The sequence below is a fragment of the Streptantibioticus ferralitis genome (genome assembly GCF_029223525.1).
Taxonomy (GTDB): Bacteria; Actinomycetota; Actinomycetes; order Streptomycetales; family Streptomycetaceae; genus Streptantibioticus_A; species Streptantibioticus_A ferralitis.
This window is the reverse complement of sequence record NZ_JARHTQ010000012.1, coordinates 214,541-230,671: the sequence shown is the minus strand read 5'-3', so window position 1 is coordinate 230,671 and position 16,131 is coordinate 214,541. Positions and strand designations below refer to the sequence as shown.

Here is a 16,131-nt window from a genome sequence, read left to right as displayed (position 1 = left end):
GAGCGACGCGATGCCGCGTCGCTCGCCGCCCGGCAGGTACAGCTCGTCGTCGGTGAACAGCCGCTCCGCCATGGTGGGCGTCCGCTCCAGCGCAGCGCCGAAGCGGGCGATCTCGGCGACGTCGATGCCCACCCCGATGATCATTCGGCGATCACTCCACCGTTACCGACTTCGCCAAGTTCCTTGGCTGGTCGACCTCGTTGCCGCGCGCGGTCGCCAACTCGCAGGCGAAGACCTGCAACGGAACGGTGGCGACGAGCGGTTGCAGCAGGGTCGGGGTGGCCGGGATGCGGATCAGGTGGTCCGCGTAGGGGACCACCGTCTCGTCGCCCTCTTCGGCGATGACGATCGTCCTCGCGCCCCGCGCCCGGATCTCCTGGATGTTGGAGACGATCTTGTCGTGCAGCACGGACCGGCCGCGCGGTGACGGCACCACGACGACGACCGGCAGATCGTCCTCGATGAGGGCGATCGGCCCGTGCTTCAACTCGCCCGCCGCGAAGCCCTCCGCGTGCATGTAGGCGAGTTCCTTGAGCTTCAACGCGCCTTCCAGTGCGACCGGGTAGCCGACATGGCGGCCCAGGAACAGCACCGTGTTCTTGTCCTTCAGGGAGCGCGCCAGCTCCCGTACCGGCTCCATGGTCTCCAGGACCTGGTCAACCTGCTTGGCGATGTCGGACAGTTCACGGACCACGGTGTAGATCTCGTCGCCCCACTTGGTGCCGCGCACCTGGCCCAGGTAGAGGGCGACGAGGTAGCAGGCGACGAGCTGGGTCAGGAACGCCTTGGTGGACGCCACCGCCACCTCGGGACCGGCGTGCGTGTAGAGCACGGCGTCGGACTCGCGCGGGATGGTGGAGCCGTTGGTGTTGCAGATGGCCAGGACCTTCGAGCCCTGCTCGCGGGCGTGCCGCAAGGCCATCAGGGTGTCCATCGTCTCGCCGGACTGGCTGATCGCGACGACCAGGGTGCGCGGGTCGAGGATCGGGTCCCGGTACCGGAACTCGCTGGCGAGTTCCGTCTCGCAGGGGATGCGGGTCCAGTGCTCGATGGCGTACTTGGCGATCATTCCGGCGTGGAACGCCGTGCCGCACGCCACGATCACGATCTTGTCGATCTCGCGCAGCGTGTGTGCGTCGATCCGGACCTCGTCCAGCGTGAGCCGACCGCTGGCGTCGATCCGGCCGAGCAGGGTGTCGGCGACCGCCTTGGGCTGTTCGGCGATCTCCTTGAGCATGAAGTAGTCGTAGCCCGCCTTCTCGGCGGCCGAGGCGTCCCAGTCCACGTGGTACTCGCGGAAGGTGCCGGGGTTCCCGTCGAAGTCGGTGATGGTGACCGCGTCCCGGCGCAGCTCGACGACCTGGTCCTGGCCGAGCTCGATGGCGTCCCGGGTGTACGCGATGAAGGCGGCCACGTCGGACGCGAGGAAGTTCTCGCCGTCGCCGACGCCGACGACCAGCGGGGAGTTGCGGCGCGCGGCGACGACCACGTCGGGCGCGTCGGCGCTCACCGCCACCAGCGTGAACGCGCCGTCCAGGCGGCGGGACACCTGGCGCATCGCCTCGGCCAGGTCCCCGGCCGAGGAGTACGCCTCGGCGAGCAGGTGGGAGACCACCTCGGTGTCGGTTTCGGAGAGCAACTCATGGCCGCGGTCGGTGAGTTCGGCGCGCAGTTCCGCGAAGTTCTCGATGATGCCGTTGTGTACGACGGCGACCCGTCCGGCGTTGTCCAGGTGCGGGTGGGCGTTGGCGTCGTTGGGGGCACCGTGGGTGGCCCAGCGGGTGTGGCCGATGCCGGTGGTGCCGGTGGGCAGCGGCCGGTCGGCCAGTGCCTTCTCCAGGTTGGCCAGCTTGCCCGCCTTCTTGGCGGCGGCCAGCCCGCCGTCGGCGAGCAAGGCCACCCCGGCCGAGTCATAGCCGCGGTACTCCAGACGCTTGAGACCGGTGATGACAACGTCGAGGGCGTTCTGGCCGCCCACGTATCCAACGATTCCGCACATGGGGGTCAGCTTAGGGGGCGTGGGGAGGAGGGCTGCGCGTCCAGGTGGTGCGGAGCCGTCTGCGGGGGTGTGCCGTCGCGGGGCATGGGGGTGGTGGCGGGGCGGGTGTGTCGCTGTGGCGTGGGGCGCTTCGGGTGGGCTAGCCGGGTGGACCGCGTCCCGTCGTACGGCGGGGGTACCTGGGGCGTGGGTGTGATTGTCGTACGACTTATGCCGTCTTATCCGGTGCGCGGCTGGGCCGCGCGGCTGACGAAAGGCCGGTGCGATGGCTGGTGTGGTGAGGTTGCGAGCCTGGGCGGCGCTGCTCACGGCGGTCACGGTGCTGCCGTTGCTGTTGGGCGGCGGGACCGCCGTGGCGGTCGGCAGATCCGGAGGCTCACGGGTACCGCTGCACCGGCTGGTGCCGGGCGTGCCGCTGCCCCGAGGTGTGGCGGTGACGCCCGACGAGTCGTATGCGCCGAAGATCACATACGGCCGCAACCCGGCCCGGATGCATCGGAGGCCGGTGCTGACCCCCGCGCAGGTGCGGGCGGCGCGGCTCACCGAGTATGTTCCGGTGGACGACGCCCGCGCGGTGCGGACCAAGGGAGCTCACCGGTACTGCTCCCGCCACGCCGGCCCGTACCAGCGCCAGATCGCGCGCTTCCTGCATCTGCTGGTCCGCAACCGGCAGACCCGCACCACCTGTCTGGCGATCCGCGGCTACCAGCGCACCCATGGCGTCCGCCCGGCCATCGGCTTCGCCGGTCCGGTCACCTGGGGGATGATGCGCGACTCGGTGCGCACCCGCGCGGCTGCCAGGAAGGCGCTGATCAGGTCGAGCAACAGGTGGAACTGCCCCGCCGGCCCCTACCGGATCGCCTGTGTGGACCAGGACTACCAGGAGATGTGGGTCCAGAACGGCAACGAGATCGTCTTCGGCCCGGTCCCGGTACGTACCGGTCTGCCCGGGTATCGGACCCGCAACGGCATGCACACCGTCTACTGGCGGCACCGCGACCATGTGTCGACCATCTACGGCACCCCGATGCCGTTCTCCCAGTTCTTCTCCGGTGGCCAGGCGCTGCACGGGATCATCGGCAACGTCTACGGCCCGGACGGCTCCTACGGCTGTGTGAACCTGCGGATGCGGGACGCGCAGGAGCTGTGGGACGTGCTGCAGCAGGGCGACCGGGTCTACGTGTGGGGGGTCAGACAAATGGAGAACAATGACGACTAGCCCGGTGCGGTTCCGGCCCGGGCGTGAGGCGAATGCCATAGGCACGAGCGGCGCCCCGCCTGAGACACTGGCGGGGATGAACGCTGCACTTGATGAGGACCAGGACCAGGCGGCCGGGACGGCCATGCGGGTGTGGGCCGAGATCGACCTCGCCGCACTGCGGGCCAACGTGGCGGCGCTGCGTGCCCGCACGGGCGGGGCCGCGGTGATGGCCGTGGTGAAGGCGGACGGGTACGGGCACGGCGCGCTCGCCTGTGCGCGGGCCGCCCGTGCGGCCGGTGCGTCCTGGCTCGGTACCGCCACCCCGCAGGAGGCGCTGGCGCTGCGCGCCGCGGGGGTGGACGGCCGGATGCTGTGCTGGCTGTGGACTCCCGGCGGGCCGTGGCGTGCGGCGATCGAGGCGGATGTCGATGTGTCGGTGAGCGGCATGTGGGCGCTGCGCGAGGTGACCGCCGCCGCCCGCGCCGCCGGCCGACCGGCCCGTATCCAGCTCAAGGCCGACACCGGCCTGGGGCGCAACGGCTGCCAGCCCGCCGACTGGCCGGAACTGGTCGCCGCCGCCCGCGCCGCCGAGGTGGCGGGGCTGGCCAAGGTCACCGGAATCTGGTCGCACTTCGCCTGCGCGGACGAGCCGGGCCACCCGTCGATCGCCACCCAACTCGCCCTGTTCCACGAGGCGTTGGGCGCCGCCGAGGCGGCGGGCCTTGAGCCCGAGGTACGGCACATCGCCAACTCGCCCGCGACGCTGACGCTTCCCGAGACGCATTTCGACCTGGTTCGCACCGGCCTCGCCGTCTACGGTGTCTCGCCGGTGCCGCAGGTCGGCGCTCCCGCGGACTTCGGGCTGCGCCCGGTGATGACGCTCCAGGCGACCCTGGCACAGGTCAAGCGGGTGCCCGGCGGCCATGGCGTCAGCTACGGGCACCTGTACACCACCCCGGGCGAGACCACCCTCGCGCTGGTGCCGGCCGGTTACGCGGACGGTATTCCGCGGCACGCCTCGAACGCCGGTCCGGTGCTGGTCGCGGGCAAGTGGCGCACGGTGGCCGGGCGGGTGGCGATGGACCAGTTCGTGGTGGACCTCGGCGGGGACAACGCGCTGGTGGGCGACCGGGCCGTGCTGTTCGGCCCCGGCGACCACGGCGAGCCGACCGTCGAGGACTGGGCGCGGGCGTGCGGGACCATCGCGTATGAGATCGTCACCCGGATCGGCTCCCGGGTGCCGCGCGTGTACGTCGACTCGGCCGATGCGGACGCCGGGGGCAGTGGGAGACAGGTCGGCACGGGGGGTATCTGATCCACGATGACTGACAGCAACGGTAGCGGCAGGGCGCTGAAGTCCGCGGGCAGGTCCGCGGGGTTCGTCGGCGCGGCGATCGGTGTGCTCGCGGCGGGCGCCGCCGCGGGTGTCGCGATAGAGCGGATGACGGTCGGCCGAGGCATACGCAGCAAGGCGCGGCTCACGCTGGACTCGACGGGCCCGTACGGCACGCTGCGCGGTACGCCCGGTGTGGCGTACGCCGAGGACGGCACCGCGCTGGAGTACGAGGTCGAGGAGGCCGCGCCGGACAGCCGGGGACGGCCGGGGATCTTCCGCCGCAACGGAACCGCGCCGCTCACCGTCGTGTTCAGTCACGGCTACTGCCTGAGTCAGGACGCCTGGCACTTCCAGCGGCTGGCGTTGCGCGGCAACGTACGGGCCGTCTACTGGGACCAGCGCAGCCACGGCCGCTCCGAGCGCGGCCGGGCCCAGCTCGACGGCGAGACGGCCACCATCGACCAGCTGGGCCGCGACCTCAAGGCGGTCATCGACGCGGCCGCCCCCGAGGGGCCGCTGGTGCTGGCCGGACACTCGATGGGCGGCATGACGGTCATGGCGTTCGCCGCACAGTTCCCCGAGCTGGTGCGGGAGCGGGTCGCGGGCGTCTTCCTGGTAGGGACCTCGGCGGGCAAGCTGTCCGCCGTGCCGCTCGGTCTGCCCGCGATGGGCGCCCGGGCGTTCCGCGTGCTGGCCCCCGGCGTGCTGCGGGCGCTGGGCAGCCAGGCGACGCTGGTCGAGCGGGGCAGGCGGGTCACCGCCGACCTGTTCGCCGGGGTCATCAAGCGCTACTCGTTCGGCTCGGAGGTCGATCCGGCGATCGCCCGGCTGGCCGAGCGCATGATCGAGTCAACGCCGATCGATGTGGTCGCCGAGTTCTATCCGGCCTTCACCGAGCACGACAAGGCGGAGTCGCTCGCCTTCCTGGACGGCCGTCCCGCGCTGGTGATGGCGGGCGACAAGGACCTGCTGACGCCCAGCGACCACGGTGCGGCGATCGTCGAGCGGCTGCCGAACGCGGAGCTCGTCATCGTCCCCGCCGCGGGCCATCTGGTGATGCTGGAGCATCCGGAGGTGGTCAACGCCCATCTCGCCGCGCTGCTGGCGCGCGCCGCGGACGCGGTACGGGCGCCGCTGCCGGACGCGGTACGGGCGCTGGCCTCCGGCGACGAGGTGACGGAGCCCGCGGGGGCGTAGCCGCCTTGCGTAGCATCGACAACCATGGGTACAAGGCAGGACTTGGACGTACGGGCCGTGGACGTACGGGCACGGATCACCGTCGAGACCGCTGACCGCATGCGGGAGCTGGGCCGGCGGCTCGCCGCGCTGCTTCGGCCGGGTGATCTGGTGCTGCTCAGCGGAGAGCTGGGCGCGGGGAAGACCACGCTGACCCGCGGGCTCGGCGAGGGGCTGGGCGTACGGGGTGCGGTCACCTCGCCCACGTTCGTGATCGCGCGGGTCCATCCCTCGCTGACCGGCGGCCCCGCGCTGGTGCATGTGGACGCGTACCGGCTGGGCGGCGGGCTCGACGAGATGGAGGACCTCGACCTCGATGTGTCGCTGACCGAGTCGGTGGTGGTCGTGGAGTGGGGCGAGGGCAAGGTCGAGGGGCTGTCGGACGAACGGCTGCATGTCGTCATCCACCGCGGTACCGGCGACGAGGCGCACGATGTGCGGGACGTGTCGATCACCGGGGTCGGGGCGCGGTGGGCGGATGTCTCGTTGGCGGCGCTCGGGTAGGTGGGGCGCCCGTGTGCGGCTGATGTGTCCGGGTGCTCTTTCCCGTCTGTGTGATCTTTCGCAACGGTATTCCGACAGGACGTCGGGAAGATGTTGCGCGGGGGGCGCCGGGCATGGTGTGCTTGAGGTCAGAGGTTGGTTAGGCCTGCCTAAGTTCTGGCCCGGGAGGCGACATGTCGGCCGATGGCCGTGCCAAGGACTCCCGGGAATCGCGCGATTCCCGGGATGAGACACCGATGCCGCCGATGAGTGCCCTGCTGGCAGCGGGTGCGGCGGCGGAAGCGGTCTGCACACCGCCCCGGGCGCCCCAGGAGCCCACTGCCGCGGACCCGGATGGCGCGAAGCGTAAGCGTGACGCCGCCTAGGGGTGTCGCTCGTCCGGCGTAATCGTGCGGACGGTGCTCACCGGACGACGATCACCTTCGCGCCGATCAGCGCGAACTGCCACATCGCGGCGCCGTCCGCCGTCTGCTCGCGGACGCCGCCGGTCTTCTTCCCGGTCTGCGGTGTCGACGCGGACCCGTCCACGGCGGCGGAGAACCCGATCGTCGTACCCCGCACCACGGCGAAGCGCACCACATGCTCGATCGGCACCCCGTCGGTGCCGGTAACCCGCTCCGACCGGGAGGTCACCGTGTACGTGCCCGGGCCCGGGGAGACCGATCCCGGGGTGACGTTGTAGGTGTGCTCGACCTGGTCGCTGGCGGACACCAGCCACACGCGGTGCTGCTGCAGGGAGTAGACGACGCGCTTGCCGTGACCGGAGTCGGCGGGCAGCGCGGTGGGCTCGGGGGAGGGCGCCGCCGAGGGAGCGGCACTCGGCTGGGCGGCGGCGGAAGCGCTGGGCGCGGTGTGCGACTTGCCGGTGTGATCGGGGGCGGCCGATGCCTGCCACGCCAGCACGCCGATGGCCGCTAGCGCGGCGGCGGTGAGGCCGGTGACGATCGTGCCGGAGGCAATCCTTGCCATGGGGAGACGTTAGCACCCGGTCACTACGCGTTGGCGTGCGGGTTTTTCGCCCTCCCGGCCACCCGTCGCCGTCGGCCTTCGCGTGCCGTCGCGCACGGTCGGTTGTGGGGCGGGGGCGCGCCGGGGTGTCTCCGCACTCCGCCCGCGTGGTCGACTGCGGGTGCTTCCCGGGGCCGCAGTGGGGACACCCCGGCACACCCTCTCGCGTCCTTGACTGCGAAAAGGATGGGTGGGCGAGAACCTTCCTCAGCACCGGCCACCGCGCACCGGACCCCAAAAGAGGACCGCGAAACGCGCCGTAGGCTGTATCCCGTGCTACTCGCCTTCGACACCGCCACCCCCGCCATCACCGCCGCCGTCCATGACGGCACCGCCGTCCGCGCCGAGTCGACGCAGGTCGACGCCCGCCGGCACGGCGAGCTGCTGCTGCCCACGGTGGACGAGGTGCTGCGTGAGGCGGGCGTGAAGCTGGACGCGGTGACCGGCATCGTGGTCGGCGTCGGCCCCGGGCCGTACACCGGTCTGCGGGTGGGGCTGGTGACCGCCGCCGCCTTCGGCGACGCCCTCGGCGTCCCCGTGTACGGCGTCTGCACGCTCGACGGCATCGCGTACGCGGCCGGGCAGGCGGACGATCTGGACGGCCCGTTCGTCGTGGCGACCGACGCCCGCCGCAAGGAGGTGTACTGGGCGCGATACGGCGACCCCCGCACCCGGATCACCGACCCCGCCGTCGACCGCCCGGCCGACATCGCCGACGAGGTGGCCGGGCTCCCGGCCGTCGGCGCGGGCGCCGCGCTCTACCCCGAGGTCTTCACCGGCGTCCGCCCGCAGGCCCCTGTGCACCAGTCCGCCGCCGCCCTGGCGGCCCTGGCGTCCGAACGGCTCGCGCGCGGCGAGGAGTTCCTGCCCGCGCTGCCGCTCTATCTGCGGCGTCCGGACGCCCAGGTGCCCGCCGGATACAAGCTGGTCATGCCGAAATGACCACCGCCCTGCGCGAGATGCGCTGGTGGGACCTCGAGCCGGTGATGGCGCTTGAGGAAGCGCTGTTTCCGGACGACGCGTGGTCGCGCGGCATGTTCTGGTCGGAGCTGGCCGGTGCGCGCCACCGGGAGGCCACCCGCTACTACGTGGTGGCCGAGGACGGCGGCCGGATCGTCGGCTACGCCGGACTGGCGGCGGTGGCCGGAACCGGTGACGTACAGACCATCGCGGTCGCCACCGACTACTGGGGGACCGGACTCGGCGCCCGGCTGCTCGGCGATCTGCTGCGGCAGGCCACCGCCATGGAGTGCCGCGAGGTGCTCCTGGAGGTGCGGGTGGACAACACCCGCGCCCAGCGCCTGTACGAGCGCTTCGGCTTCGAGCCGATCGGCTTCCGGCGCGGCTACTACCAGCCGGGCAACGTGGACGCCCTTGTCATGCGACTGACCGACCCTTCCTCTGTACCCCTGCAAGGATTGATCCATGGCTGACGAACCCCTCGTCCTCGGTATCGAGACCTCCTGCGACGAGACCGGCGTGGGTGTCGTCCGGGGCCACACGCTGCTGGCCGACGCGGTCGCGACGAGCGTGGACGAACACGCCAGGTTCGGCGGTGTGGTGCCGGAGGTCGCCAGCCGTGCGCATCTGGAGGCGATGGTTCCGACCATTCAGCGGGCGCTCAAGGACGCCGGGGTCTCGGCGAGCGATCTGGACGGCATCGCGGTGACCGCGGGCCCCGGGCTGGCCGGAGCACTGCTGGTCGGCGTCTCGGCGGCGAAGGCGTACGCGTACGCGCTGGGCAAGCCGCTCTACGGGGTCAACCATCTCGCCTCGCACATCTGCGTCGACCAGTTGGAGCACGGCGCGTTGCCCGAGCCGACGATGGCGCTGCTGGTGTCCGGCGGCCACTCCTCGCTGCTGCTGGCGCCGGACATCACCTCGGACGTGCGGTCGCTCGGCTCGACCATCGACGACGCGGCGGGCGAGGCGTTCGACAAGGTCGCGCGGGTGCTGGGCCTGGGCTTCCCCGGCGGCCCGGTCATCGACCGGTACGCGCGGGAGGGCGATCCCGACGCGATCCGCTTCCCGCGCGGGCTGACCGGGCCGCGCGACCCCCTGTACGACTTCTCGTTCTCCGGTCTGAAGACCTCGGTGGCGCGGTGGATCGAGGCCCGGCGCGCCGCGGGCGAGACGGTGCCGGTGGCGGATGTGGCGGCGTCGTTCCAGGAGGCGGTGACCGACGTACTGACCCGCAAGGCGATCCGCGCCTGCAAGGACCACGGCGTGGACCATCTGATGATGGGTGGCGGTGTCGCGGCCAACTCGCGGCTGCGGGCGATGGCCGAGGAACGCTGTGCGGCGGCCGGGATCGAACTGCGGGTGCCCCGCCCCAAGCTGTGCACCGACAACGGCGCGATGGTCGCCGCGCTGGGCGCCGAGATGGTGGCGCGCGGCCGTGCCGCCTCGGACTGGGAGCTGCCCGCCGACTCCTCGCTCCCGGTGACCGAGCCGCATGTCCCCGGCCGGCACCACGCCGCGTGATGCCGACCGTCGCGCTGATGTGGGAGGCGCGCGCCGTGCCGGGCCGCGGCGCGGAGCTCCTGGCGTGGGTACGGACCCAGCGGTCGGACGATGAGCGTCAGCCGCTGCGCCGAGAGGTTTTCACCGCTCCCGAGGACCGGGTGCTCGCGATCACCTGGTGGGAGGGTTCGTACGAGGCCGTAGTGCCGGAACTCCCCGATCCGCCAGAGGATCTGGTGCGCCGTGCGGTCCACCGCTGGCGGTTCGAGTCGGTCGGCGAGTGAGCCCAGCCGTTCCCATCGGGTTGACGGCGGTTCGCGGCTCCGTCGGGTAGCCGTACCCGTTTCCCGGCCGCTGAACGGGCTCGTCGCCAGGTTCCCTCGTATAGGTGGGATTGGCCGCGACCATATCCCTTGGGTGGGGTGGCGGTTCGTAGGCTGACGGGCGTCGTTGACGCCGTTGATCCGAGGGGGTGCCCGTTGGAGGAGCCGGAGAGCGGCCGCAGGAGACTGCGCCAGCGCGCGGACTCTGTTGCCGCGGCCCTCGTGGTCCTCGGTCGCAGTCCCGAGCGTGTCGATGACCCGGTGGCCGATCTCGCCTTCCAGCACGCCACGCTACTGGCCGCGGCCGTAGCCCCGTACCGTGAGACGGCCGCTGATCCGCAGCTTGTGTACGGCGGCCCGGCGGTCCTGGCGCGCGGTGTGCAGAACGTGCACGAGTATCCCGAGCACCGCCATCTCCCGGTCCACGAACACCTGATCACCCATCTCGGCCTGGCCGCGGAGTACGTCCGGGCGCTGTTCGGCGCGGAGGGGGACGGTCGTCCGCAGCACGAACTCCTGATCGCCACCCGGGAGTTCCTCACCGCCATGATCACCGCCGCCGGTCAGACGGCGTACCATCTGCGCTCCGCGCACCTCGGCCCCACCGGCCGCCCTTCCGACACCGGACTGGAAACCATCTCCTACGCCGTCAACGGCGACATCCTCGCTTCCCTCGCGGACGCGGCGGAACAGGCGGCGACGCGTATGCGCAGGGAGCTGGACCGCCTCACCGAACCCGGTGCCCGTCCCCGGCCGGGCGACCAGGGCCCACCCGGCCCGTCCGGCCAGGCCCCGTCCGGGAGTTGACGCCGTCAAGCCGGAGCGCCGATGAGCATGGTCGGTGCCCCGGCGACCCTGGTGAGCAGTACGGTCGCCGCGTTCGGTCCTTGCGGTTTGATCCGCCTGCGCAGTTCCTCCGGTTCGACGGCCGAGCCGCGCTTCTTGACGGTGAGCGTGCCGACCTCGCGTTCGCGCAGCAGTGCCTTGAGCCTCTTGAGGTTGAACGGCAGTGTGTCGGTGATCTGGTAGGCGGTGGCGTACGGGGTGGGGCGCAGCTCGTCCGCCGTGATGTAGGCGATCGTCTCGTCGATGAGACGGCCGTCGAGCCGCGCCGCGGCCTCCGCCACCAGGTGCGCGCGGATCACGGCGCCGTCCGGCTCGTACAGGTACCGCCCGACCGGGCCGACGGGCGGTACCGGCAGGCCGCCGCCGGTCAACGCGGCGCCGTCGGGCAGCAGGGTAGCGCGACGCCCGCCCGGCTGCGTTCCGAACCACAGCACGGCTTCCTTCACATCCCCCCGGTCCGAGACCCACTCCGCCTCGGCCTCCTCCGGCACCGCTTCGTGCGGGATGCCGGGCGCGACCTTGAGCGCGGCGTGCGGGGCGCGGCGGGCGGCGGCCACCGCCCAGGACAGCGGTGGCGAGTAGGCCTCGGGGTCGAAGACCCGGCCGCGTCCGCCGCGCCGGGCCGGGTCGACGAACACGGCGTCGTATCGGTCCGTCACCACCTCTGTGACGTCCGCGCACCGCACCTGGATGTGCTCGTCCAGGCCCAGCGAGCGAGCGTTCGCCTCGGCCACCGCGCAGGTCAACGGCGAGCGGTCAACGGCGAGTACATCGATCCCGGCGCGCGCCAGCGCGATCGCGTCGCCGCCGATGCCGCAGCACAGATCGGCCAGGCGCCGCACGCCCAACCCGGCGAACCGGGCGGCACGGTGCTCGGCGACGGCGGTACGGGTCGCCTGCTCCACGCCGTCCGGCGTGAAGTACATGCGGTACGCGTCCGCACCGAACTTCGCCTCCGCCCGCTGCCGCAACCGCGCCTGCCCCAGCGCCGCCGAAACCAGCGAGGCCGGGTACTGCCGCCGCAACCTGGTCGCCGTGCCTAGCTCGTCGGACGGGTCGTAGTCCCGCAGCGATGCGAGCAGCGCCTGCCCTTCACCGGTCAGGAGCGAGGAGAACGCGTCAAGATCCACCCCACCATTCTCCCAGCCCACCTGGCACCACCGACGGGCCCGCCCCGCGCGGGGTCCGGGGCACAGCCCCGAGTCGGCGGTCCGGGCCGCAACCCGTGCGGGGCCTGGGGCACAGCCCCGAGCTGGCGGTCCGGGGGCTTCGCCCCCGGAAAAACCCCTGACCCCGCGCCGGAGGCGCGCTGGCACTCCGCTTGACCGAGTGCTAACGGAGTTCTAGGCTCGGCCCTGGCACTCCGCACCGCAGAGTGCCAATAGCGACGAGGCAGGTCCGGCACCCGCGACGACGGATCTACCAGGTCGCCACCCCAAGACACACACTCCTGTGAACTCTCCGAAGGGGGAGGTCGGATCGTGACGACCGCCAGCACCAAGGTTGCCATCAAGCCGCTTGAGGACCGCATCGTGGTCCAGCCGCTCGACGCCGAGCAGACCACGGCCTCGGGCCTGGTCATCCCGGACACCGCGAAGGAGAAGCCCCAGGAGGGCGTCGTCCTCGCCGTCGGTCCGGGCCGCTTCGAGGACGGCAAGCGCGTCGAGCTTGACGTCAAGGTCGGCGACGTCGTGCTGTACAGCAAGTACGGCGGCACCGAGGTCAAGTACAACAACGAGGAGTACCTCGTCCTCTCGGCTCGCGACGTTCTCGCGATCGTCGAGAAGTAATCCGGGGCGCCCCCGCCACGCGGGGCCGTACCGACCGGCTCCACTACATGCAGCCGTGACCCGCCCCGGGTCCGCGTCCCTTTGGGCCGGGGACCCGGGGCGTGGTCTCTGACGAGGAATAGACGAGGTAGTACGTAGGTATGGCCAAGATCCTGAAGTTCGACGAGGACGCCCGTCGCGCTCTTGAGCGCGGCGTCAACAAGCTTGCCGACACCGTCAAGGTGACCATCGGCCCCAAGGGCCGCAACGTCGTCATCGACAAGAAGTTCGGCGCTCCGACCATCACCAACGACGGTGTGACCATCGCGCGCGAGGTCGAGATCGACGACCCGTACGAGAACCTGGGCGCCCAGCTCGTCAAGGAGGTGGCGACCAAGACCAACGACATCGCGGGTGACGGCACCACCACCGCCACCGTGCTGGCCCAGGCCCTGGTCCGCGAGGGTCTGCGCAACGTCGCCGCCGGAGCCTCCCCGGCCGCCCTGAAGAAGGGCATCGACGCCGCCGTCAAGGCCGTCTCCGACGAACTGCTCGCCGGTGCCCGCGCTATCGAGGGCAAGGACGACATCGCCGCCGTCGCCGCGCTGTCCGCCCAGGACAAGCAGGTCGGCGAGCTGATCGCCGAGGCCATGGACAAGGTGGGCAAGGACGGTGTCATCACCGTCGAGGAGTCCAACACCTTCGGTCTCGAACTGGACTTCACCGAGGGCATGGCCTTCGACAAGGGCTACCTCTCGCCGTACTTCGTCACCGACCAGGAGCGGATGGAAGCGGTCCTCGAGGACCCGTACATCCTGATCCACCAGGGCAAGATCTCCTCGATCCAGGACCTGCTGCCGCTGCTGGAGAAGATCATCCAGGCGGGCGCCAGCAAGCCGCTGCTGATCATCGCCGAGGACGTCGAGGGCGAGGCGCTGTCCACCCTCGTCGTCAACAAGATCCGCGGCACCTTCAACGCGGTCGCGGTCAAGGCCCCCGGCTTCGGCGACCGCCGCAAGGCGATGCTCGGCGACATGGCGGTTCTCACCGGCGCCACCGTGGTCGCCGAGGAGGTCGGCCTCAAGCTCGACCAGGTCGGCCTGGACGTGCTGGGCACCGCCCGCCGCGTGACCGTCACCAAGGACGACACCACCATCGTCGACGGCGCGGGCGACAAGGCCGAGCTGGAGGGCCGGATCAACCAGATCAAGGCCGAGATCGCCGCGACCGACTCCGACTGGGACCGCGAGAAGCTCCAGGAGCGCCTCGCCAAGCTGGCCGGTGGTGTCTGCGTGATCCGCGTCGGCGCGGCCACCGAGGTCGAGCTGAAGGAGCGCAAGCACCGTCTGGAGGACGCCATTTCCGCGACCCGCGCCGCGGTCGAGGAGGGCATCGTCTCCGGTGGTGGCTCGGCGCTGGTGCACGCCGCCAAGGTGCTCGGCGACTCGCTGGGCAAGGAGGGCGACGAGGCCACCGGTGTCGTGGTCGTGCGCCGCGCCGTGGTCGAGCCGCTGCGCTGGATCGCCGAGAACGCCGGTCTTGAGGGCTACGTGATCACCTCCAAGGTGGCCGAGCTGGACAAGGGCCACGGCTTCAACGCCGCGACCGGCGAGTACGGCGACCTGGTCAAGGCCGGTGTCATCGACCCGGTCAAGGTCACCCGCTCCGCGCTGGAGAACGCCGCGTCGATCGCCTCCCTGCTGCTCACGACCGAGACCCTGGTCGTCGAGAAGAAGGAAGAGGAGCCGGCCGAGGCCGGTCACAGCCACGGTCACGGCCACGCCCACTGACCTGTAGCCGGTCCTCGCCGGTAGCCGTACGAAACGGCCCCGGGTCCCACTGCTCAGCGGTGGGGCCCGGGGCCTTTCGCGCTGCCTTGCGGTCGCTGCGACGACTTGCGGAAACGCCGGGCGGGCGCGGTGCGGAGCCGCTCGCCGTTGCGGCGCCGCGTCCCACCAACGGTTACCGAGGACCGAAGCGTCGCCCGGCCTTGGTGGAGACCCGGGCGAACAGCGCGCTCGGGGTCAACTTCGCCAGCCCGACAACGGCCTTGTACCGGAGGTCCGGCACGCTCACCACCCGGCCGCACGCGAGATCCCGGATCGCCGCCGCGACCACCTTGTCCACATCCAGCCAGGCCCAGTCGGGGATGCCGCTGGCGTCCATACCGGCCCGCTGGTGGAACTCGGTCCGCACAAAGCCCGGGCACAACGCCATCAACCGCACCCCGCTACCGGCGAGTTCACGGGACGCGCCCTGGGTGAACCGCACCACCCACGCCTTGCTCGCCGCGTACGTGCCGCGCGGCAGGAACGCCGCCACGGACGCCACGTTGATGACGAAGCCCCGGCCGCGCTCGCGCATCGCCGCCGTCGCCGCGTAGGTGAGGCGCAGTACCGCCTCGCAGTGCACCTTGAGCATCGTGAGCTCGTCGTCGACGGGCACGTTGAGGAACGTGCCGCGATTGCCGAAGCCCGCGTTGTTCACCAGGACGTCAACCGGCTTGGCCCGGTCGGCGAGCCGTGACTCAACCGCCGCGATGCCCTCGTCGGTGGACAGGTCGGCGGTCAGCACCTGCACCTGGACGCCGTACCGCTGGCGCAACTCCTGCGCGTGCTCCTCCAGCCGTTTCGTGTCGCGCGCCACCAGGACCAGTTCGTGCCCTTCGCCCGCCAGCCGCCGCGCGAAGGCGGCACCGATACCCGCCGTCGCTCCGGTGATCACTGAAGTCGTCATGATGCGAAGGCTAGGCCACGATCACCCCACTTCAGCTCGCCCGCTTCCGGGCGACTTCCTTGATCTCCTCAGGGAGCGCGTCCGCTTCCAACAGCCTCGGCAGCAGATGGGGTTGGCTTGTCATCGCCCGAAACGTGAGGGAGACGGTCACCCCGTGCTGCGGCCGGGACTCGACCGTGATCGGATCCCCGGCCCGGATCTCGCCGGGTTCGATCACCCGGAGATACGGGCCGGGCAGTGCGGCCACCGTGAACTGCTTGATCCAGCCCGGACGGCCCAGCCAGCCTTGGAACGTCGAGCACGGAATGCGCGGGCAGGAGACTTCGAGCACGACATCCGAGCCGATCCGCCAACGCTCGCCGATCAGTGCGTTGTTGACATCAAGGCCGGTGGTGGTGAGGTTCTCCCCGAAGGCGCCGTTGGGCAGCTCTCGGCCGACTATCGTCTGCCAGTCATCCAGATCCTCCCTCGCGTAGGCGTAAACGGCCTGGTCGTCTCCGCCGTGATGTTTCACATCGTGTACCCGGTCGCCCGCCAGACCGACCGCGCCGGTGCCCTTCGGTCCGGGCGCCCGGACCTCGACCGCACCCTCGACCGGTCGCTTGTCGATCCCGGTGGCCGAGGCGTTCTTCTTCCACAGGTTGGGTCGTTCCCTACCGATGTTCACCGAGAGCAGCCGCATACCTCGACGCTACGGGCATGGGCCGCTT

At 71.2% G+C, this 16,131-nt stretch carries 17 protein-coding genes; 11 read left to right on the top strand and 6 right to left on the bottom strand.

Annotated features, from left to right (window positions below; genetic code table 11):
* The coding region (locus tag P2L57_RS20345) for a holo-ACP synthase (RefSeq protein ID WP_504987399.1) at window positions 1-144 on the bottom strand (144 nt) is incomplete at its 3' end.
* Between the two features lie 7 nt (window positions 145-151).
* Entirely contained in the window at window positions 152-1,999 is a 1,848-nt protein-coding gene (gene glmS, locus P2L57_RS20340; protein WP_275816512.1) for a glutamine--fructose-6-phosphate transaminase (isomerizing), read from the bottom strand.
* A gap of 265 nt (window positions 2,000-2,264) precedes the next feature.
* On the opposite strand from glmS, the gene P2L57_RS20335 reads away from it, so the two are divergent.
* The 4 genes from P2L57_RS20335 to tsaE all read left to right on the top strand — a co-directional run bounded on the left by P2L57_RS20335 (window position 2,265) and on the right by tsaE (window position 6,276).
* Window positions 2,265-3,218: a L,D-transpeptidase gene (locus tag P2L57_RS20335; RefSeq protein WP_372515800.1), complete on the top strand. Its 954-nt coding sequence runs from the start codon at window positions 2,265-2,267 to the stop codon at window positions 3,216-3,218.
* A gap of 76 nt (window positions 3,219-3,294) precedes the next feature.
* Window positions 3,295-4,515 carry an alanine racemase gene (gene alr, locus P2L57_RS20330; protein ID WP_275816508.1) on the top strand — a complete coding sequence of 407 codons (1,221 nt, stop codon included), beginning with the start codon at window positions 3,295-3,297 and terminating at the stop codon, window positions 4,513-4,515.
* A 6-nt stretch (window positions 4,516-4,521) separates the two neighbouring features.
* The gene (locus P2L57_RS20325; RefSeq protein WP_275816506.1) at window positions 4,522-5,733 is read left to right on the top strand and encodes an alpha/beta fold hydrolase; all 1,212 of its coding nucleotides are present in this window, start codon (window positions 4,522-4,524) and stop codon (window positions 5,731-5,733) included.
* Between the two features lie 24 nt (window positions 5,734-5,757).
* Window positions 5,758-6,276, top strand: coding sequence for a tRNA (adenosine(37)-N6)-threonylcarbamoyltransferase complex ATPase subunit type 1 TsaE (tsaE, locus tag P2L57_RS20320; protein WP_275816504.1), 519 nt, complete (start codon window positions 5,758-5,760; stop codon window positions 6,274-6,276).
* A gap of 402 nt (window positions 6,277-6,678) precedes the next feature.
* On the opposite strand, the gene P2L57_RS20315 is transcribed toward tsaE, so the two are convergent.
* Complete coding sequence (locus tag P2L57_RS20315) at window positions 6,679-7,245, bottom strand: hypothetical protein (RefSeq protein ID WP_275816502.1); 567 nt, start codon at window positions 7,243-7,245, stop codon at window positions 6,679-6,681.
* A 312-nt stretch (window positions 7,246-7,557) separates the two neighbouring features.
* Between P2L57_RS20315 and tsaB the strand changes: the two genes are divergently transcribed.
* The 5 genes from tsaB (at window position 7,558) to P2L57_RS20290 (ending at window position 10,877) form a co-directional block, all read left to right on the top strand.
* Window positions 7,558-8,226 (top strand): tRNA (adenosine(37)-N6)-threonylcarbamoyltransferase complex dimerization subunit type 1 TsaB, encoded by a 669-nt coding sequence (gene tsaB, locus P2L57_RS20310; RefSeq protein ID WP_275816500.1) that lies wholly within the window; start codon window positions 7,558-7,560, stop codon window positions 8,224-8,226.
* Window positions 8,223-8,717 carry a ribosomal protein S18-alanine N-acetyltransferase gene (gene rimI / locus P2L57_RS20305; RefSeq protein ID WP_275816499.1) on the top strand — a complete coding sequence of 165 codons (495 nt, stop codon included), beginning with the start codon at window positions 8,223-8,225 and terminating at the stop codon, window positions 8,715-8,717. Before tsaB ends, rimI begins: the two co-directional genes overlap by 4 nt.
* Window positions 8,710-9,768 carry a tRNA (adenosine(37)-N6)-threonylcarbamoyltransferase complex transferase subunit TsaD gene (gene tsaD / locus P2L57_RS20300; protein WP_275816497.1) on the top strand — a complete coding sequence of 353 codons (1,059 nt, stop codon included), beginning with the start codon at window positions 8,710-8,712 and terminating at the stop codon, window positions 9,766-9,768. The genes rimI and tsaD overlap by 8 nt, the downstream gene beginning before the upstream one ends.
* Entirely contained in the window at window positions 9,768-10,031 is a 264-nt protein-coding gene (locus tag P2L57_RS20295; protein ID WP_275816495.1) for a hypothetical protein, read from the top strand. Before tsaD ends, P2L57_RS20295 begins: the two co-directional genes overlap by 1 nt.
* A 195-nt stretch (window positions 10,032-10,226) precedes the next feature.
* Window positions 10,227-10,877 (top strand): hypothetical protein, encoded by a 651-nt coding sequence (locus tag P2L57_RS20290; protein WP_275816493.1) that lies wholly within the window; start codon window positions 10,227-10,229, stop codon window positions 10,875-10,877.
* Between the two features lie 5 nt (window positions 10,878-10,882).
* Here the strand turns inward: P2L57_RS20290 and P2L57_RS20285 are convergent, their stop codons facing one another.
* Window positions 10,883-12,046: a THUMP-like domain-containing protein gene (locus P2L57_RS20285; protein WP_275816491.1), complete on the bottom strand. Its 1,164-nt coding sequence runs from the start codon at window positions 12,044-12,046 to the stop codon at window positions 10,883-10,885.
* A gap of 351 nt (window positions 12,047-12,397) precedes the next feature.
* Here P2L57_RS20285 and groES point away from each other — a divergent pair, with 351 nt between their 5' ends.
* Both groES and groL read left to right on the top strand, forming a co-directional pair.
* Window positions 12,398-12,706 (top strand): co-chaperone GroES, encoded by a 309-nt coding sequence (gene groES / locus P2L57_RS20280; protein WP_275816489.1) that lies wholly within the window; start codon window positions 12,398-12,400, stop codon window positions 12,704-12,706.
* 140 nt (window positions 12,707-12,846) lie between these two features.
* Window positions 12,847-14,475: a chaperonin GroEL gene (gene groL / locus P2L57_RS20275; RefSeq protein ID WP_275816487.1), complete on the top strand. Its 1,629-nt coding sequence runs from the start codon at window positions 12,847-12,849 to the stop codon at window positions 14,473-14,475.
* A 172-nt stretch (window positions 14,476-14,647) separates the two neighbouring features.
* Here groL and P2L57_RS20270 read toward each other — a convergent pair whose 3' ends face one another.
* Both P2L57_RS20270 and P2L57_RS20265 read right to left on the bottom strand, forming a co-directional pair.
* Entirely contained in the window at window positions 14,648-15,421 is a 774-nt protein-coding gene (locus P2L57_RS20270) for an SDR family NAD(P)-dependent oxidoreductase (RefSeq protein ID WP_275816485.1), read from the bottom strand.
* A 31-nt stretch (window positions 15,422-15,452) separates the two neighbouring features.
* Window positions 15,453-16,103 (bottom strand): MOSC domain-containing protein, encoded by a 651-nt coding sequence (locus P2L57_RS20265; RefSeq protein ID WP_275816483.1) that lies wholly within the window; start codon window positions 16,101-16,103, stop codon window positions 15,453-15,455.
* Between the last annotated feature and the right edge of the window lie 28 nt (window positions 16,104-16,131).